The sequence below is a fragment of the Pantoea agglomerans genome, assembly GCF_020149765.1.
In the GTDB taxonomy this organism is placed as follows: Bacteria; Pseudomonadota; Gammaproteobacteria; order Enterobacterales; family Enterobacteriaceae; genus Pantoea; species Pantoea alvi.
The window spans coordinates 2,064,969-2,083,943 of the sequence record NZ_CP083809.1; the positions used below are offsets into that span (position 1 = coordinate 2,064,969).

The following is an 18,975-nucleotide window of genomic DNA, read 5'->3' on the forward strand; positions in this document are numbered from 1 at the left end:
GCAGCGAACATTCCTTGTTCAGTTTTCTGCGCCGTTCTGTTTTTGCGCGCAACCGCACGCGGCATTAACTGCCCTGCGCCACCTTTAGTCCGCGATAAAAGGTGGGCTGCACATCCAGGGTTTTCTGGATCAGGCCATATTTCTGATAAAAGTCGGCGGTCTCCTGCTGCTGGCGCACCGTATTGTCGTCGATACTCTGCCAGTGCGACTGGCGGCGCGAAAAGGACTTTTCTGCCGCGGCGGCCGGGAAACCGATAATCTTCGCCAGCGTCTGCGCGTAGTCGCCAACGTGACTGTTGGCCCAGCGATCCGCCGCCGCCAGCCGGTTGACGTAATCCTGCAGTGCGGCGCGTTTTTCGCGATCGCTGATGGCGGCGTCGGTGGCGGCCAGAAAGCTGTTGCCGGTCGAGAGCCCGACGCCGTTGACCAGCACGCGGCCGCTCCGGGTCACTTCCGCCAGCGCGGTATAGGGATCCCAGGTTGCCCAGGCGTCTACCGCGCCGCTGGAGAGGGCAATACGCGCATCTGCAGGCTGTAAAAAGCGCCAGCTGACATCTTTATCGCTCAGACCCGCCTGCTCAAGGGTTTTTAGCGCCTGAAAATGGCCGATTGAGCCGCGTCCGGTAGCGATGCTTTTACCTTTCAAATCGGCGGCGGTTTTGATGGGCGAATCGGGCCGCACCAGCACCGCCAGTCCCGCAGGCACCGATTTACTGACCGCCACCGCTTTTACCTGCGAACCGGCGGCCAGCGAAAAGAGCAGCGGTGCGTCGCCGATAATGCCCGCATCCACCGCGCCCGCATTGAGCGCCTCCGCCAGCGGCGCGGCGGCGGGAAACTCCGCCCACTCGATGCGGTAGCTCAGATTGTCGAGCTGATGCGCCGCCGTCATCTCGGCGCGCATATTGCCTTTCTGATCGGCGATGCGCAGCGTGACGGCCTGCGCGGAGGGGACGCTGACCAGCGCAAGCACAATATAAAAAGCGGGATATTTCATCGGGTTTTCTCCTGGCGCAAAAACCCAGAGTAAACCGGGCGTTGAAAAACGCCGATGCCGATTCCGCATGAGGATAGCCGCGAGGCGCATAACGCTGTCGCCTTTGCGCCATCAGTTGTCACTTTTGCGCGCGCCGCAAGCGCGTGCGCCGCGGCAGACTGAACGGACTTAATCAGGAGGCTTTATGTTGACGCAACCCGCCGAGAAATACCGTGCTTTTCCCGTTATCGCCCTGCCCGATCGCCAGTGGCCCAGCCGCCAGCTGACCGTCGCACCGCGCTGGCTTTCCACCGATTTACGTGACGGCAATCAGGCGCTGGCCGAACCGATGGACGCGGAACGCAAGCTGGCGTTCTGGGACCTGCTGCTGGCCTGCGGCTTTAAGGAGATTGAGGTTGCCTTTCCCGCCGCCTCGCAGACAGATTTTCAGTTTTGGCGCCAGCTAATCGAACAGCAGCGCATTCCCGGCGATGTCACCATTCAGGTGCTGACGCAGGCGCGCGAGGCGCTGATTAGCCGCACCTTTGAGGCGTTGCAGGATGCGCCGCGCGCGATCCTGCATCTCTACACCGCCACGGCACCGCTGTTTCGTGAACGGGTGTTCAACCAGAGCAAGGCGGAGATCGTTGCGCTGGCCTGCGCAGCCGCGCGTCAGATCCGTGACGGCTGCGAGGCGCGTCCGGAAACGCACTGGACCTTTGAATATTCGCCTGAAACCTTCTGCTTTACCGAGCCGGAGTTTGCGCTGGCAATCTGTGAGGCGGTGGCGGATATCTGGCGGCCCTGCGCCGCGCGCCCGATGATTATCAATTTGCCCGCCACCGTTGAGGTCAACACGCCCAACGTTTATGCCGATCAGATCGAATATTTTTGCCGTCATTTCAGCCGTCGCGATGCCGTCTGCATCAGCGTGCATCCGCATAACGATCGCGGCACCGGTACCGCCTGCGCGGAACTGGCGCTGCTGGCAGGCGCCGATCGCGTTGAAGGCTGTCTGTTTGGCAACGGCGAGCGCACCGGCAACGTCGATATTGTCACGCTGGCCCTTAATCTCTACAGCCAGGGCGTTGCGCCACAACTCGATTTCAGCGATATCAACAGGGTGATCGAGGTGGTGACCCGCTGCAATCAGCTGCCGGTACACCCTCGCCATCCCTATGCCGGCGAGCTGGTGTTTACCGCCTTTTCCGGCTCGCATCAGGATGCGATTCGCAAAGGCTTTGCCATCCGCCAGCAGCAGCAGGAAAAGATCTGGCAGATGCCCTATCTGCCGCTCGATCCCGCCGATATTGGCTGTAGCTACGAGGCGGTTATCCGCGTCAACAGCCAGTCGGGTAAAAGCGGCGCCGCCTGGCTGCTGGAGCAGAATCACGGGCTGAGGCTGCCGCGCGCGCTGATGCAGGATTTCAGCCTGCATATTCAGCATGAAACGGACCGAGACGGCAAAGAGATGACGCAGCGCGCTGTCTGGCAGCGTTTTTGTCTGCACTACGGCGTAGAAGAGCCCAGGCTGAAGCTGATGAACGCAGAAAGCCACAGCGATGGCGATCTCACGCAGCTGGAGGTCAGCCTCTCTCTGAGCGTCGGCACACGCCGCCTGCGCGGCCGCGGCAACGGACTGCTGTCAGCGGCGATTGACGCGCTGCAGCATGCGCTGGGGCTAAGCCTGACCATTGAGGATTATCATGAGCATACCCTGGGCAAACGCAGCGATAGCCGATCGGTCGCCTATCTCTGCTGCCTGGACGCTCAGGGCAAGCGCACCTGGGGCGTGAGCATCGACAGCGATATCGCCCGCGCCTCGCTCCAGGCGCTGTTTAACGCAGCGGCGGCTTTTCTTCCGCCGCAAACCAGGCTGCCGGGGCAACGCCCAGCAGACGACGAAACATCGCGCTAAAAGCGCTCGGGCTTTCATAGCCGAGATCGAGCGCCACGCTCAGCACCGGCTCGCCCTGCGCCAGCCGCGTCAGGGCGATAGCAAGCCGCGCGCGCCGTACCCAGTCGCTAAAATGCAGGCCGGTCTCGCATAAAAAATGGCGCGCTAAGGTGCGACCCGAAAGGTTTAGCTGCCGCGCCGCGCCCTCCAGCGTCCAGCAGTCGCCCGGCGACTGCTGAATAGCGCGGCAGAGCTTTTGCAGACGCACACTCTGCGGCTCCGGCAGATTAAACGGCAGCACGTCCATGCAGCGCAGCTCATCCAGAATCAATTCATAGATGCGCTCGCTGCGGCTGCCGGGCAGATAATTTTCCGGAAGCTGCAGCGAACTCACAATCAGTTCGCGCAGCAGCGGCGAAATCTGCACAACCTGACAGCCAGCGGGCAGATCGGCGCGCGCCAGCGGATCGACGAACAGCGTGCGCGCGGCGACCTTACCGGTTATCTGCAGCGCATGGCGGGTAAAGGCAGGCAGCCAGACGCCGCGGCTCGGCGGCACGATCCAGCTGCCCTGCGCGGTATCGACGCGCACGACGCCGCTCAGGGTGTGGATCAGCTGCGCGCAGCTATGATGGTGCCAGGGTTCGCTGTCACCGTGCGCGTAATCATGCGCATAAGGCACCAGCGGCCGGGTGGCAAAATCAAAAGTCAGCCGCGCCGACATCGTTACCCCTTCAGATAGTGATGAATCGACGCCAGATCTTTCTCGCCGTAGCCGGCGTCTACCGCCTGCTGCCAGAGTTCAGCGATCTGCTCCAGCGCGGGCAGCTTCGCGTCGCCCTTCGCCTCTAACGCCAGCTTCGCATCTTTCAGCGCCCATACCAGGCTCATCTGCGGGGTAAAATCTTCACTGGCGATCATCGCGAGCTTCCCTTTGGCGTAGGGCGCCGCCAGCGGACCGCCCTCCAGCACCTTCCAGAGATCGTCGGTGGTAAAGCCAAACTCCTCCGCCAGGCGCGTGCTCTCCGCCAGGCTCTGCATCAGGCCGATCAGCCAGCTGTTAACGACCAGCTTCATGCGCGACGATTTGCCCGCCTCGCCCAGCCACTGGGTGCCTTTGCCAATCGCGGCGAAGACCTTTTCTGCCGCCTGAGCGCGCGTCTGGTCGCCGCTGGCCATCACCAGGATCTGCGCATTTTCCGCTGGCGCTTTGGTGCCGGAAACCGGCGCGTCGATAAACAGCACGTCCGGGCGCGCTGATGCAAACCAGGCGATCAGGGCGTCGGTTTTCTCAACGCCGATAGTGCCCATCTGCGCCAGGGTCGCGCCCTGCTTCAGCGCCTCTTTCACCTGATGAAGCGTCTTTTCCGTGGTGTCGCCGTCGGAGAGCATGGCGATGACCACGTCAGCGGCCTGCACTGCCTCTGCCGGGCTGTCACACAGCGTCAGGCCGGAGGCGACCAGATCTTCGCCGCGCGCCCGCGTGCGGTTCCAGCCATAGACGGTGAAGCCCTTTTTCAGCAGGTTGGCGGCAAAAGCGTGCCCCATGGCACCTAAACCCAATACGGCGACGGCCGGTTGTTGACTCATACGCATTCCTCTGGTTATCCGTGAACTAAGCATTTAACACTGAAGGGAAAGTCACTAAAAATCCAGCCGGGAAAACATTTTTCGACGCTGAATTTCGCATAAATCGACCTTATTATTTACGCTTTTCAAATAATCGTAAAAACCCGTAACATACGCGCACAATGTGCCATCTGGTTCATTTCATCTCTTTATGACGGTCTTTCATTTATGAAAATTGCATCACTGCGTCAGGCCAGCCTGCTGCTGCCTGCCATGCTGCCGCTGCCGCTGCTGGCGGCGAACGATACCGGCAGCGCGACCATGGTCGTCAGCGCCGCGCCGGCGCAAACCGGCCTCTCTGAACTCGATACGCCCGCTGCGGTCAGCGTGGTGACCGGCGAGGATATGCGGCAGGCGGCCCCGCGCGTCAATCTGTCGGAAAATCTCGGCAGCGTGCCCGGCCTGCAGATCCAGAACCGACAGAGTTATGAATAGAGACGGCAAAGTTATGCCTTTCTTTGGCTGCAGGCATGGCTAATATCAAGTTTTCCTGCGTTTTATCAGGATGACCTAATATGAGTCATGGTGAATCATGTACTCATTTCTGTACTCATTTTACTTTGGCTTTTTGAGGTATAATTGAGTGGTGTTTAACGCTTCAGGAGGGAATTACTATGTGGAAGAAGCCAGAATTTGTTGATCTGCGCCTCGGTCTGGAAGTGACTCTGTACATTTCTAACCGTTAATGAAGATGCCCGCAACTGTGCGGGCATTTTTTTTACATTGGGCTGTCATCATGCCACACACGCATGACTTCATACGTTACCTTTCCGAGCACAAGCACACCTTCCAGTTCTTCGCCGGCGATGCGCTGCCCTTCATCCGTGATGATACAGTTCTCGCCTGTTCTGGCTACAAGAGACACACCCTCATGCATAAGCGCGATTTTATCACCACGGCTTATGCGTGCAGACCTATCTACCACCAGAAGCCCCTCTTCTCGCCCGATAAAGAGGGTTGAGCCGGGATTATGCACAATGAGATCGTTAACGGTGAGTCGGCGCTCAATGTAATCTTGTGCTGGAGACTGGAAGCCCATCAGATCACATAGCCCATGTTTCGCAGCGCCCACGTTTTGTTGGCGCCCCCATCAGTGACCAGTTCAAAGAAAAATGACTGGTAGCGCTTAATCCACCGGTTGCACTCTTCGAGCGGCCAGTGGTGATTGTACTTTTCGAGCGCTATTCGAAAGTCTTCGGTAGTGACTAATCGACGATTTTTAGCGTCTAACTTAATCGCTTCTTTGAAAGCCGCTGTGATCTCATAATCGCGTGGCATGGTGACCCTCACACAAAATAACTGTATATAAATACAGTAATATTGAGGTGTGTTTTTGGCAAGCCGCTTCGTTTCGTTTTTTTTTGTAAAGCTTAGGTTGGAGACGAGGAGTTTATGGCTGTACCAGACGCGAGTGGGTAAGTTTTATTCAACAAGGCCTACTCCTTAGCCAGCTCAGATCGGCCCGGTATACCTCTGTCCCGTCGCCAAGGCTTTTTTATGCGTCGGGATTTCCTTCATCCTGATCTTGAGCCTGCATCTGAATCATTACCTCCTGCTGGCGCAGGTTGTACGCTGAATCAGCTGGCATTTCTAAACGAACATCAATCCACGTTTCGTCCGGAATATCGATGAGCGCTCCCTTACCAACGCTAAGGTCGCCATCATCAGAAAGGGTGTATTTTTGCTTGTAGCAGCGTACTACCACACCCTCTGTAGTTTCCTCTGCTTCTGCCAGCGCAATGATGCGGCCCTGACCATTGCCGCAGTCCATCACAGACCAGAGGTCTTTAGCCAGGCCAATAGCACCCTTAATCAGGTAGGTGCCCGTATCGGTCCGGGACACTGTGCAACCCCTCGATTCTTCATTGCACAAGCCGCGAACCGTAGCCCAGGTGTACTCTTCATTGTTGACACCCAGAAGGTCGCTTCGATTCGATGTGTCTCGGTTATTGACGATGCGCACTATCGGCGACGCAGGAACAAGCGCACCGCTTGAGTTTGTCGTGGTATTGGATGTGGAATAAAGCTTACGTGCAGAATAGATGCCGTTAATATTAGTCACATAGAGAATGTTACCGCTGGTGCACAGCGCAAGATAATGTTGCCAGATGCCTGAACCCGCTGCGTTGGATGTGTCAGTTCTGTTATTTACCTGAATACAGGTTCCGTATTGTTCGTTGAGAGCAAAAGGAGTGTTATTAAAGTAAAAAACTCCCGCGCCCTGCGTGTTTGGTCTTGAGCCTGCTGCAAAAAGGTTGTTTGAAAGCTCTGCATTCAAATCGGTTCGGTCGATTTGGTCCTGTAATGCCAGGCTTTTTAATCCCAAATCTGAACGCGCCGTTGCAGCAGTCCTGCCATCAATTAGGTTTTTCCACGCGATGGACTTATCTGCCAGATCGCTTAGGTTCTGGGATTTGTCAATTTTGTTTGTATACTGGTTGGCCATGTATCCCCAGCTCGGACCCGTGAATGTGGTTCGATCCGGGCGCTCTACAGTAACCGAAGACGCATCGCTGTAAATCCTCTGCCAGTTCACCAACTGTGAGTTTATGCCCCGTAACGCCGTCCCCATGTCATTCATGATCTGCTGAGTAACGGCATATAACAGGCTGGCGGGAACGGCATTCCATGCCAGACCGCTTGCGGTTGGGCCTGCATACGCGGCGCCAAGGGTCAGCTGAGTGTTAGAAGCGATGGCTGCTACGATCAACGTATAAGGCGTTCCGCCAGCAATTACACCGATGAAATCACCTACCTTTAGCTCTGTCGTAAAACTAGTTCCAGTGCCGCTGACCGCGGCGGAGTTGTTTGTTAGTGCAATAGTGCCTGCTGACATGCTTCTCTCCGGGCAATAAAAAAACCCGGCACAATGGCCGGGTTAGTTGATTTATGTTGGCTTAATTAGCTTTGAAAATGATTTTTAGCTGCTCGTTTTTTTTGGCTTTGCCTGATGTAAACTTCCAGTACGAAATTTGCTTGCGTACGCTACGATCGAAAACATCAGGCGGTTCCGCACTGATCAGACGGATGTTCTCTACCATCCCGTTTCTGTTAACGTCGTAAAGCACATTAACTTCGCCATCGATGCGAAGATTTTCAGCTCGAACAGGATATTTGATAATGTTTGCATCGGCATTAAAGATAGCAAACATAAAAAAAACAGGAAAAAGGAATTTATACATAAGCACCTCAAAAGTTATAAGCGCATAGAATACCGTTAGCCTGAAAAGTGCAATTTAATTATTTGATCGTAACGATCACCTTTAGCTTAGATTAGGAAGAATTGCATAAGGTATGCGCAAACCATATGGCTTTAAGGTGTTCGCCCAGCTTTGCTGAAGTTGGTTTACCCACTGACACTGAAGAGTTCCATTTGCAAACCTAAAAAACAGCCCCGAATAACCAGTAGCCGCCCCGTCGTCAGATATGTTTCCGCTTGGGCAAGAACTCATAAGAATCCACGTGTTATTGCCTATTGCCTGAGAGTAAACCGTACTATCGAGATCGTAATTCGCCGGAATTTCAAAGAAACCAATGATTCGAGGAATTTTTGCGGCCATGACGGCTGACCAAATAAGCTCACCCGATGAATTAAAAACATCTCTGTAGCCGCTCTCCACTGGCATACCGCTGTGCGTCCTGGCCATCAAACCAGCGTTAGCCGTCATCCATGCTGGGTTAGATGCGAAAAATTTCGCATTGTTATTTGGCTTAAACCATCGCAAGTTATCGTCATCGGGCACCCCTCCGCTTACAAAACCCATATCCGTAGAGTTACCTAGTTGACAACTAATATTGTAATAGCCAACATCAGTAATCCCTCCGTATTGCACATTATCACGGTAATAGCTTCCCTTATAGTTTGAATCTATTACTAATGCGCCTGAAGAATTGAAAATCTGATAGCCGCTCATATGAATGCGTATAAATCCAAGGTTAATGTAACAGCGGTTAAGTCTCGGGATAATCGCCAGACGCGATAGCCGCCGTCATAAGTTCTGGTTGCGAAGTTATTATTTTGGAAATAACTCGAACTCGATGCCAATACAACGGAAGCAAATGTTCCTGACGTTGTGAGTCCGCCGAAAGAGCCAGCAACCACATTTGCGTTCGCCGGGAGCGTTATCGACGTTCTCCCCAAATATCTGGTGTTATAGTCTCCAATGTCGATAACTAATTTCCCTGTAGCATCCCAGCACTGCATACCGCATGGCATTTTTTCTCCTTACCAGAGCCCTTCTCTGATTCGCAAAGTTCCATTAGCGTCGTAGATCAGCTTGAGAACCCCTGTGTCAATAACTCTTCCTGAACCATTTGCCGCGTTTCGCTCGAATGTCCCCGACTTATCGAGGCGCCAACCTACAGAGCCAGCCACGAAATTATTTGATTGAATGTAATCTCCAATCATGGCGTTATTAATCCAGCCCTGACCAATAAAGCCTTGGCTGATAAGCACCTGCCCGTCTTTGATGACAAAGGGAGAATAAAGGCTGTTACCTACACCGCTCATTACAACGAACTGGTTGGCATTTACCGCGACACGGGTATCTACCCCGCCACTGCCGTTTACCGTTGCGGCGACAGAAAGCCCAGCATCGTAATTCGTCCCGTTATATCGAATGCCGGTTTTAAGGGTGTAAATCGCTGAAGGGCTGGATACATCAGCGTAAGCCGTAAACTTCTGCTGTATAGCCGCCTCATTGGCGCTGATTTGCTCTCCTTGCGCTTTGAAACTGGCTACGACATTTGTTTCAAGCTGCGCCACCGAACTTTGGGCGTCAGCAGCTACTTTTTGGGCCTGCAGTATTCCGGCGCGGTTATCGCCATAATTCGCCCACTGCTGATTAACCGAATCGTATTCCGACAGCATGCTCTGTAGCAAAGCTTGCGGGTCAGTGATGAGCGGCTCGAGCAGTTGCTTACCGTCAGGCGAAGTAAGAAACTCTTCTACCACGCTACCGATCAGATCATCTGCGTTAACGTTCGACATGCCGGGCGTGAAAGCCGTCCAGTCTCCCGTATTGCCAATTCGATCCACAAGACGAGCGCGATACCAGCGACGAACTCCTGCAGGCATTGGCCCGTGCTGATAGCCAACACCAGGATAAGGCACGTATGCCAGAAATTGTGGGTTCTGACCATCTGCAGTGGTGGCAACCTGAATTTCGGTATAAGCAGTATCACCCGAGCCTTCAGGAAAGGACCAGGTAACGTCGATAGCCCACACGACATTGTCAGTCGCCATGAGGTTTACCGGCGTGCCGGGCTTGCCCGCTTTGCCTGTCAGGGAAGTTGAATCAGCGTACCCCCATGGCGAAGAAACCTCTGCTGCATTCACGGCGCGCACGCGGACATCATAAACGCCCGTGTAAATACCGCTGATGCTGAATCCCTGCGCGCTGGTCTGGCTGACGTTAACCCAGTCTCCTTTATCCTTACGCCACTGCGCTACGTAGCTAATTGCGCCCTCAACTCTGTCCCATGTCACCTGCATTATCGAAACCGACAGTCCCTGTTCGACATAGCTCACTTCGGAGACGGCGATATTCGTCGGCGCTTTCAGCACGCTTATCGGCGTGACGGTAATGGGCGCGGGTTCAATGCGTACACCGTCATCAATGTAGCGATATTTGTTCGGATCGTGCTGAACGCCAGAAACGGTAAAGGTGCCGTCATCGTTGCTGGCAATTGAAGTGACGCGATAGTACTGAATAGCGAGGTTATCGCTGTCGATGGCCCACACTGCGCCTGCCACGGGCGCCAGCCTGAATGAAGTGTTAACCGTCACCGACAGTTTATCGCTGCTGACGCTGGCAATCGTTCGCGTCTGCGCCGTCCCGTCTGGCAGATTCACCACCAGACGATCGCCAGCACTGTAATCAATAGCGCGGTCCAGCTTTATCGTCAGCCCGTTAACAGCACTGATGCGACCGCCATTCTGCCGGCCTGCCCTGAATGGGTCGGCCACACCGATAATTTCTGCCGGAACCGGTAAGTAACCGTCCAGTCCTGTACCGAATGAAATGGTTCCGTCTTTGGCGTTAGACAGCAGAGCCCAGCGGCCGCGCCTATGCGCCTCACTCTGCGAGGTACAGCCGATCGCCGTCAGCGACATTTCCCGGACGTCATAGCGCTGCACCAGGTCAGAATCGTAAACACCCTCAACCGTGTCGGAATAGTGGTTTACCGGGTCTGACCATGATACCTGACAGGAGGAATAGCGGTTTTTATAGCTGCCGCCGGCATACGTGAAAAGACCGTCAATGACGTTGGCAGAATGGTAGACGAAATCGACATCCATTTTGCCGCTGGCGTCAGTCTGAGGAACGTCAGCATTAACGAAAATCTGGCTATTGCCCCAGAACGTGATGCCCCGGAATATGGCAGCGATATCCTTAAGGACGGTATAGGCGTCCTGCTGGCTCTGAATAAACACGTTGCAGGTAAATCGCGGCTCTGTGCCGCCCGCGCCGTTAGAAACCATCTCGTCGCAATACTGCGCGATAGCGTACAGTTCCCACTTGTCGATCATCGAAGCGTCGACGCGGTTCCCCATGCCGTAAATTTTATCCAGAACCAGGTCATAGAAAACCCAGGCCGGGTTATCGGTATAAGCGAACTTAAATTCCCCTTGCCAGTTACTGCCATAAGTTCGGCTTACCGGGTCATATGTATTTGGTACGCGTACCAGCTTGCCCTTCGGCTTACAGGTGATTTTTGGCGCACTGCCGTTAAACTGGCTGGCATCCACCTCAACATACAGCAGCGCGGTATTTGGATAGCGCAGCTTGCTGTCGATGACTTCGGCGAAAGAGAAAACCTTGAAGGCGTTAACCAGCTTTGCTGAAGATGAGTCGGCAGTAATGCGGCGTACCCGGATAGCCCATCCAGAGGTCGCGTCAGGCAGATCTATACGATGATCGCGCTGGTATTCAGATGTGGTTTTGCCGTCAAACCTGCCATCGACAACTGTCACCCACGAGCCGCCATCGGTGGAAAGGTCGACAGCGTATTGCGTGACCGTACCCACCATGTCGCCATTGTCCTTATAGGCATACTGCGCCGGCAGGCTCAGCTTAATGCGTACAGCATCGAGAGAAAGATTGGTGTACTGCCGCGTCCAGGGCACTGACTGTGTAACCGTCACGCCCACAGACAGCTCGTTATCCACCTCTGGCATGCCCTGAATATAGGTCTGGTCCTGCGTACCCTTGCGCCAGTCCCAGATCACGCCGGTAAAGTTATAGGTGCCGTCATCATTGGCAAGCTGGGTATCATTCAGGTAAATCTGCTGCGCGGTTAGATCGCCCTGAATCTCACCTTCTGAGATGGCCAGCAGCATTTTCAGTTTAGCAATGGAGAGAAGATCGTCCGCCTGCTCTGTCGGGGTGTGAGCGCTGCCGCCACCGCCTTTATTTCCGTGAAAAATAGTTTCGCCGCTGAGAAGTCGCATATTTTACCCATAAAAAAAGCCACCCGGAGGTGGCCTGTCTGCCTGATGATGACTACTGCTGATCGCTGGTAAAGCTGCCCGCGCTGATGATGGCGCCGCCTATTTCGCGCGTGCCGTAAAGAAGCGGAACGGGATAACCCATTGCTACCGTGTTCACAGGCGCGCCAAAGGCATAGTTAGGCTTATTGTCCGTGCTCGATGATGCTCCGACGTTATATTTAGGCTGAGGGGTCAGCATCTGGACAACGCCGCCCAGCATCATACTGAGCCCCAGTCCGGTTAGAGCGGTTGTTACGCCGGTTGCCGCCGTGGCGCTTAGGCCGATAGCAGTGAGCGATGCACCAGCCGTAAAGTAGGCGGCAACGAGTGCAACGGCACCGATTACGATCTGCAGGACGCCACCGCGCTTCGAACCTTCCAGAACCGGCTCCATTTCAAATTCTGTTGCAGCAGATGACATGTCAAACTCCTGCAGGCCGATATTCTCTTTACCGCTGAAAAACGCGAAGCGGACGCCGTTCAGGTGGGCATTCGAAACGTATTTCTTAAAGCCGGGCACCTGCGAGCACATCGCTCGGATGAGTTCGCGTAAATCGGCGACGTGATACTGGTGAACGCGCCCGAATTTTTTACCTAAAAGCCCCTTGAGGCGCATTGTTTTAAGCATCCATTAGCTCCTTTCTGCGTACAATTCGCACGGTCCTGTTCCGCCAGTAGTCCCCGTAGGGAACGCGGGTAGAAAGATTGCCTGAGTTGTGGTGAAGAATCTGATTGTTGCCCAGGTAAATGGCTGCGTGATTGGTGACTGGCGCTTGAATTTGCATCATGATCATATCCCCTTCGCGCATCTCGGATGCTGGCACTTCAACAAATCCTTCAGCCTGCCAGTTATCGTCGTAGCGGCTTTCTTTGCCATCTGTCCACCACTCGTAATCGACAGACCAGTTATTGAGGGTGATGCCGTGTTCTTGCCGGTAGTAGTCGATGATGAGCGTCCAGCAGTCGGCATATCCCAGCACCCACGGCCGGCCAACCAGTTCACGATCCCCGCGCGGGCTGATTGTGCAGAAATCGCCGTCTGGCCATGACATGATGCCCCACTCAACGCCGGAGTAATCGCACTGCACGCGGTCCATTTCGGATGGTATAAGCTGGGGAACATCAGGGTGAGAGTGAACAACCATCAGGATAGTCCCCCGACTTTCCGCTGCGCGTTTTTCTTCAGGCGGAATCGAAAAATGCTCTGTCGGATTATCTGACGCGTTGGTACAGGGAACATATTCCTGAGCGCGGCCAATCTGCACCACCAGTCCACAGGCCTCTTTCGGGTACTCTGCGGCTACATGCTGGGTAATGGCCGCCATGATTTTTTTGCGCATTGCTATTTCCCCTGTAGATTGGCAGCCGGGAAGCCTCCGAATGACAAGGGCTGGTCTTCGCCGAACCGCGCTTTGCAATCCGCCATACGGCCACCGCACACGTCTTTCGACGGGTCAGTTGTAGGCGTGCCGTCTTTGATAAAGTAATTTGTACCGTTGTAGTCGCACCCTGTACCAGTTCGATACCAGCCGCGCATGCACCAGGTGCAGACCGGCGTTATCTGCCTTGACGGTAACTGCAGGCTCTGAATATCGAACGGCGAACAGAGTTCAAAATCCACCTGCGAGCGGGTTTCTGCCGTCTTCGCGTTGACATAAAACAGCTGCACCCGCTCTTCCTGCGGGTTAGCGTTCGGGTTTCCTGCTGTCCAGTTTGCCGCATCCAGATATTTCGTCATCGTGGTGCGTATTCTGACTTTCGCTTTCACCAGATCGTCGAACTGAAGGCATAGCGCAGTAACGTAGTTACCTACGTTTCCTACTGAAAGCTTTGGCGTCGGCTGAGAACCAGTACTGGACATCTCCATCCCGCTGAGTTCATACGGATACGGTTCATACTCGTTGCCTTGCCAGATGATGGACGGAAGATTATCCGCGGCGAATGAAGCCCAGCCATCCGTTGGCAGGTTATAGGCATGAAAGCGTAATATGGTGTCCAGGCCGAATGCAGTGCCATCAATTTCAATTAGCTGCACTACTCCGCCCGGCTCCAGCGCCTGAACGTCCTGAGAAAAACTCATATTTCACCCAATAAAAAAGGGCGCAAAGCGCCCTGTTAATCCGTGACATGTCACGGCGCGAAAGCCTGCTCAAATGTGAAAGCAATCTCCACAAAATTGCCATTGATAAAGCTCGGACGAATTGAATCGGCTTTAATACGGTATAATTTCCGCTCGCCCCACGGATTAACCCACCAGCAGGATGAGGTCACGTGCGCTTTCAAAAATGCCCTGACCGTGGCCATTTCGTCTTTGCTCCCGCTGCAGGATACGGGCCATGATTCGCGAACGCTGTTGATGCCTGCTGCCGCCACCTGCTTATAACCATCGCCAAACTGAGCCTGCATGGTCGTTACATCGAGTTCTTCAGTAGCGCCAGTTCTCACGCACCAGCCAAATTCGGCTATAGCCATCAGTTATCCTCCCCGATACAGCAAGCCACCAGGGTTCGCTTGCTGCTTCGCCCAGTCATTGATTGTTTTGTTCATCATCCCCTGCAGCTGGCGCGCTGCGTCGGTAGTGTTCGCTGTTGTTGTCTCCCCGGTTCCGCCCCCCTGAACAATACTGATAGGTGCATTAATGCTTATTGAGGCTACGCCAGTACCTGATGCTCTGTTCACGCCGGAAGAAAAGGCAGGCGTCCCTGAACCCCCATTGACAACACCTCCATTCGCATATCCCCGCATCATGCTGTAAAGGTTGGCAACCCCTATACGTTCCGTGGCCTCTTTGGTAAAGACAAACTCCCCTTTGTGAACAACGCCAGCGGGCTGAAATTTCCCTCCTGAACCGGTGAATCCACCTTCGTCATATGCGCTGAAGCTCGTTGATAGCCCCATTGCGCCGGTAGTGCCGCCGGCAGCGCCAGCTGCAGCGCCACCAGCGCTACTGATAACTGAACCCAGGATGCTCCCGAAAGAAGAACTGCTGCTGCCCATGGCATTGACGATCGCCATTTGCAGCGCGACTTTCGATATCATCTGAAGAACAGAAAGACCCCAGCTCTTCCAGTCGGCCTTACTCCCTACCAGCATCGCCGACATGTTATCCAGCGCGCTATCCATAGTAGAGGTAATTCCCTGCGAAACCGTGCCAGCGATGTTGCTGGTATTTGCAAGCCAGTTTTCATAACCTCGTGAAACCCCATTGAGCCAGTTCGCTTCGGCAGCGGCTGTTTCCTGATATTTCCTATCCAAAGCGTCGATTGCTGCTGTTCGGGCCGCCACGGCCTCAGCGCCCTTGTCGCTTTTATCAAACACACGATCCACCTGCTGTTGCTCGTTGAACCGCTCGCGCTTCCGGTCTCCCATACCTGCAGTGGATGAGATCAAGGTTGCATCGTCCTGATACTTACGAGCTGCGTCGCGTAGGTCTTTCAGTGCTTCAATCTGCTCGCGTTGTTTTCGCACATTTTCGTCAGCTTTTTGGGTCCATTTCTCCAGTTCAGTTGATGATGCCCTGATAGCCTTGCGCTGCTCCTCAGTCCATTTCGTCCCGGCCTGATGTGAGGCGGCATAAAGCTCAGATGCCTTTTCACCTTCGGTGGCTCGGACCTTTTGCACTTCCACCGCCACGCTGAGATCGGCCATTTTCCGCGCGTACTGCTCAGCAACAGAAGCCGCTTCGCGCTCGGCCTTTTTCTGTGCATTGGTCGCCGCAGTGCCATCTTTTTTTGCCTGGGCTGCTTCGGCATCCTTTTTAGCAGCCTGGTCCTTGTTGTAAACGTACTGCGTATAGAGTGCGCCAGTAAGTTTCAAATCGTCGGCTTCATACTCATACTGCCGATGCAGTTTCTGCAACCCTGACAGGCTTGCCAGCTCGTTATCGCGGCGGGCTTTCTCCAGGGCTGTAGCCTGCTGAGGTGTAGCTTTAGCCAGTGATACAACCGGACCAGCATACTGAGGAGGCGTGGCACCACCCGTAGCACTCATCGAACGATTCAGCAGATCATAAGCACCTTTCAAAATTGCTACGGCGCCAGCCTGCTCGATGGCCTTTTTAGTGGCCAGATCGCTGGCATCGTTTACCAGTTTCTGGGTTGCTTCGACCTTTGAAGCAGCCTGCTCACGTTGATATTCCAGCTTGTTAAGCTGGTCGGTTGCTTCTTGCTGCCGCTGGGTAAGCTCCTCAACAGTCATGAGGTTGTTAATTCGAGCCAGCCATGGATGCTCGTCATACTGCTTTTCCATGCTCTGCATGGCTGCCAAGCTGTCGCGTGTTTGCCGGATTTGCTCATCGATATCGGCAAGGTCTTTTTTCTGCGCTGTCAGCGAACCGCGCGCATCAGCTGACGTAGAACGCAATCCGGCGACTGACATCTGATTGAGCTTGCTGTTAATAGCGTCCAGATTGTCAGAGAAAGCCACTGCCTCCTGATGTACCTGCTGCGTATGCTGATATACGCCGTACATGGCCGTGCCGGCGGCAATAATCACGCCAGGCCATCCACCGAGCAGCCCCAGAACCCCACTGCCAATGCGAGACATTACAGAGGCTGTTTCGGTAAGTCGTCCGGCTGCAGATGAGCGGGCCGTAATTGAGGTGTTCAACTGTGCCTGAGCGACAGCAAGCTGACGCTCAGCTGCAATCTGCGCCTCAATGCCAGCGGCTGCTGCACGTGCCTGCTGAGCACGATATACGGCCTGCCGGGCTGTTGCGACGCTTACCTGAGTACCGCGCAACTGGGCTTCTGCTAGAGCCACCTCAGCAGCAGTAGTGGAAATGACAGAGGCCGTGGCGCTGGCAACACCAGTGACCATGTTGCCGAAATAGCGGGCGACACCCAGCCCGACCAGCACGCCAGCAGCGTTCGCCACCGTGTCGATATTCTTTGCCAGGCCATCGAGCACGCCTGAAAGGGATGACGAGGCTCCGACGGCGTTGTTAGCGCCACCCACCCATGCCATGAATGCGTTTTCTACTTTCTGCGCAGAGCCGCTGATTGAAGCTGGCAGCGTATCGAACTCTTTCCGCAACTGGTCGACATTGGTCAGGAGCGGCACGATCTTATCTGTGGTCAGCTCGCCGTTGTTTGCCATGTTACGCAGGCCACCAATGGTGGTTCCCAGACCATCCGCAAGGAACTTGGCCAGCCTGCCGCCACTTTCCATAATGGCGTTGAATTCCTCGCCGCGCAGCACGCCTGAACCCAGCGCCTGGCTCAACTGGGTAATAACGGAACTGGCCTCCTCGGTGCTCGCACCTGACAGCTTAAGCGAGGTGGCCACGGTCTCTGTAACTTTGGCGACGTCAGCCGATGCATAGCCGGCGTCCCGCAGAGATGAGGCAATGCGGCTGTACAGATTCGCGTTCGCCTCAAATGACGTTCCGGTGCGCTGGCTGATAGACATCAGCGTCTGCTGCGATCGGGTGAAATCCTCTGCGGAGGTAGAGGCAAGTCGCAGGCGACCGCTTAGCTGGTTCCATGTATCGGCATAGTGGACCAGCTGGCTGGTCGCAAAAGCGCCGGCAAATGCCCCAGCCATACCTGCTGCACGCTCACGAACTGACGACAGCTGAGAATTGAGATCAGCCAGGGCTCGCTGAGTTTCTCGCGTGGCAGCTGAGGCTTTTCGCCCGCCTTGCTCCATGGTTTTGTAATAATCAGACCCCATGCGCGACGCTCGCGCAATTTCGGACTGGAATGAAGTGGAGTTCGCCGAAATTTTAATGATAAGTTCACGCAGCGTAGCCATAAGTCACCCTGTAAGGGCTGCGCTATCCGGCTAGCGCAGCAAAGAAATCTTCCAGCCCGCTGGATTCCTCAACCGGATCAGGTTCCTGCCACTGAAGCAGCACATCTTCCATTTTCACTTTTGCGCCCTGCGAATTCAGGATGGCTGTAGCAATCTGAGCTGCCTGTATGTCCCCGCGTCGATCGCTGACAGGATTAAGGCGGTCATACTCGATCCACATGCGCAGCTCGCTGGCCGTGAGTGACGATTTAAGCTCATGCAAAGTCCGCCCAAGACGAAGGGCCAGAGTCATCAGGAAGAATGTGCCGGGCTGTCTTACTTTGCTTCTGCGTCAGCCTGTGACGTGCTCAGATCGAGCGCCTGCTTGAGCAGACGGGCATGTACCGGTCCGTAAATGTTTTCAATAAGCGGCTTATCCTCGGCTTTAAAAACGGGTGAGTCATCCTCGTTCAGCAGCACATCGATAAACAGCACTACGTCTGCGTTTTTGTTTCGCAGCGCGCGCTCCGCAGCGGTCAGCTTTTCCGGCTCGCCTTCAGGATTTGGATTAATAATCTGCTGCCATTCGAGCCAGGCCTGCCCAGACGGCTCTCGCAGTTTTACTTTGGCATTTTCCCATTCAGGGACTGAGATAATTTTGCTTCGAAACCCTGCCATCGGGGCCAGCGCCAGCGCGCGTAAGGAATTCTGTAATGCCGTTTTTGCCATTTCATTTTCTCGATTTATATTCAGGAAAAGCGGCTTTCGCCGCTGTTATTAGGCTGCAGCTGGTGCCGGTACGATCGGAACCGGCTTGCCTTTAACGCGAAGAGTAAAGGATGCCGTTACCACTCCAGCAGTTGAGATGCTCCAGCTGTTCTGGCGCACTTCAGCCAGGAAGGCATAGCCGTTACCAGACGGGAAAATTACCTGGAATGCGTGTAACGCGTCCGTGTCATAAGCGGTTCGAAGGGTATTTTGCCCCTCTTCATCTGCTGACCAGTTCCCGGAAACAGTGACCTCACCCGGAGCCGCCAGGCCGTTCGTCATCTCCTGCTCGGTAGAGCACAACGTAGTCGTTTCGATGTCAGATTTTTGCCCGCCCGTATAGCTCAGCTCTTTAGTTGAGCAGTTGATGCTTTGCCAGGTTGCACCGGTCGGGTTCGCTTCGGTCGCTGCATCAGCAGAGACATTAATTTTCGTTCCCTGCGTTTTCTCGTACTTTGAGGACATGGTGATCTCCAAATA

The 18,975-nt window shown here is 54.7% G+C and carries 19 protein-coding genes and 1 pseudogene; 3 read left to right on the plus strand and 17 right to left on the minus strand.

Features of this window, described 5'->3' with window-relative positions; translation table 11 throughout:
- Positions 1-64 precede the first annotated feature (64 nt).
- The gene (locus LB453_RS12485; RefSeq protein ID WP_103795748.1) at positions 65-997 is read right to left on the minus strand and encodes an ABC transporter substrate-binding protein; all 933 of its coding nucleotides are present in this window, start codon (positions 995-997) and stop codon (positions 65-67) included.
- Positions 998-1,181: 184 nt separating this feature from the next.
- Here LB453_RS12485 and leuA point away from each other — a divergent pair, with 184 nt between their 5' ends.
- A complete protein-coding gene (gene leuA, locus LB453_RS12490; protein ID WP_224481423.1) occupies positions 1,182-2,894 on the plus strand; it encodes a 2-isopropylmalate synthase in 1,713 nt (570 codons plus the stop codon).
- Here leuA and LB453_RS12495 read toward each other — a convergent pair.
- Both LB453_RS12495 and LB453_RS12500 read right to left on the minus strand, forming a co-directional pair.
- On the minus strand, positions 2,815-3,597 hold the full coding sequence (locus tag LB453_RS12495; protein WP_103795746.1) for an AraC family transcriptional regulator: 783 nt from the start codon (positions 3,595-3,597) through the stop codon (positions 2,815-2,817). The two genes, leuA and LB453_RS12495, sit on opposite strands and share 80 nt — an antisense overlap.
- Before the next feature lie 2 nt (positions 3,598-3,599).
- Positions 3,600-4,463: an NAD(P)-dependent oxidoreductase gene (locus tag LB453_RS12500; protein WP_103795745.1), complete on the minus strand. Its 864-nt coding sequence runs from the start codon at positions 4,461-4,463 to the stop codon at positions 3,600-3,602.
- 207 nt (positions 4,464-4,670) lie between these two features.
- Here LB453_RS12500 and LB453_RS12505 point away from each other — a divergent pair.
- Both LB453_RS12505 and pqqA read left to right on the plus strand, forming a co-directional pair.
- A pseudogene (locus tag LB453_RS12505) lies at positions 4,671-4,931 on the plus strand (TonB-dependent receptor plug domain-containing protein); the annotation flags it as partial.
- A 185-nt stretch (positions 4,932-5,116) separates the two neighbouring features.
- Positions 5,117-5,188, plus strand: a complete 72-nt coding sequence (gene pqqA / locus LB453_RS12510; protein ID WP_010617686.1) for a pyrroloquinoline quinone precursor peptide PqqA — start codon at positions 5,117-5,119, stop codon at positions 5,186-5,188.
- 32 nt (positions 5,189-5,220) lie between these two features.
- On the opposite strand, the gene LB453_RS12515 is transcribed toward pqqA, so the two are convergent.
- From LB453_RS12515 to LB453_RS12580, 14 genes are all read right to left on the minus strand, one after another.
- On the minus strand, positions 5,221-5,541 hold the full coding sequence (locus LB453_RS12515) for a hypothetical protein (protein ID WP_146053820.1): 321 nt from the start codon (positions 5,539-5,541) through the stop codon (positions 5,221-5,223).
- Positions 5,541-5,780, minus strand: a complete 240-nt coding sequence (locus tag LB453_RS12520; protein WP_103795742.1) for a hypothetical protein — start codon at positions 5,778-5,780, stop codon at positions 5,541-5,543. Before LB453_RS12520 ends, LB453_RS12515 begins: the two co-directional genes overlap by 1 nt.
- A gap of 217 nt (positions 5,781-5,997) precedes the next feature.
- On the minus strand, positions 5,998-7,338 hold the full coding sequence (locus LB453_RS12525) for a hypothetical protein (protein ID WP_103795741.1): 1,341 nt from the start codon (positions 7,336-7,338) through the stop codon (positions 5,998-6,000).
- 61 nt (positions 7,339-7,399) lie between these two features.
- Positions 7,400-7,654 (minus strand): TonB family protein, encoded by a 255-nt coding sequence (locus LB453_RS12530; protein ID WP_224481424.1) that lies wholly within the window; start codon positions 7,652-7,654, stop codon positions 7,400-7,402.
- Between the two features lie 111 nt (positions 7,655-7,765).
- Positions 7,766-8,416 (minus strand): hypothetical protein, encoded by a 651-nt coding sequence (locus tag LB453_RS12535; RefSeq protein ID WP_103795739.1) that lies wholly within the window; start codon positions 8,414-8,416, stop codon positions 7,766-7,768.
- 311 nt (positions 8,417-8,727) lie between these two features.
- A complete protein-coding gene (locus tag LB453_RS12540) occupies positions 8,728-11,955 on the minus strand; it encodes a host specificity protein J (protein ID WP_103795738.1) in 3,228 nt (1,075 codons plus the stop codon).
- 52 nt (positions 11,956-12,007) lie between these two features.
- Positions 12,008-12,622, minus strand: coding sequence for a tail assembly protein (locus tag LB453_RS12545; protein WP_103795737.1), 615 nt, complete (start codon positions 12,620-12,622; stop codon positions 12,008-12,010).
- Positions 12,615-13,334 (minus strand): C40 family peptidase, encoded by a 720-nt coding sequence (locus LB453_RS12550; protein ID WP_103795736.1) that lies wholly within the window; start codon positions 13,332-13,334, stop codon positions 12,615-12,617. The genes LB453_RS12545 and LB453_RS12550 overlap by 8 nt, the downstream gene beginning before the upstream one ends.
- Before the next feature lie 2 nt (positions 13,335-13,336).
- Positions 13,337-14,074, minus strand: coding sequence for a phage minor tail protein L (locus LB453_RS12555; RefSeq protein ID WP_103795735.1), 738 nt, complete (start codon positions 14,072-14,074; stop codon positions 13,337-13,339).
- A 50-nt stretch (positions 14,075-14,124) separates the two neighbouring features.
- Positions 14,125-14,466: a phage tail protein gene (locus LB453_RS12560; RefSeq protein ID WP_103795734.1), complete on the minus strand. Its 342-nt coding sequence runs from the start codon at positions 14,464-14,466 to the stop codon at positions 14,125-14,127.
- 3 nt (positions 14,467-14,469) lie between these two features.
- Positions 14,470-17,748, minus strand: a complete 3,279-nt coding sequence (locus LB453_RS12565; protein ID WP_103795733.1) for a phage tail tape measure protein — start codon at positions 17,746-17,748, stop codon at positions 14,470-14,472.
- A gap of 22 nt (positions 17,749-17,770) precedes the next feature.
- A complete protein-coding gene (locus tag LB453_RS12570) occupies positions 17,771-18,040 on the minus strand; it encodes a DUF4035 domain-containing protein (RefSeq protein ID WP_103795732.1) in 270 nt (89 codons plus the stop codon).
- Between the two features lie 23 nt (positions 18,041-18,063).
- The gene (locus LB453_RS12575) at positions 18,064-18,456 is read right to left on the minus strand and encodes a phage tail assembly chaperone (protein WP_103795731.1); all 393 of its coding nucleotides are present in this window, start codon (positions 18,454-18,456) and stop codon (positions 18,064-18,066) included.
- A 48-nt stretch (positions 18,457-18,504) separates the two neighbouring features.
- The gene (locus tag LB453_RS12580; RefSeq protein WP_103795895.1) at positions 18,505-18,960 is read right to left on the minus strand and encodes a phage tail tube protein; all 456 of its coding nucleotides are present in this window, start codon (positions 18,958-18,960) and stop codon (positions 18,505-18,507) included.
- Positions 18,961-18,975: the final 15 nt, after the last annotated feature.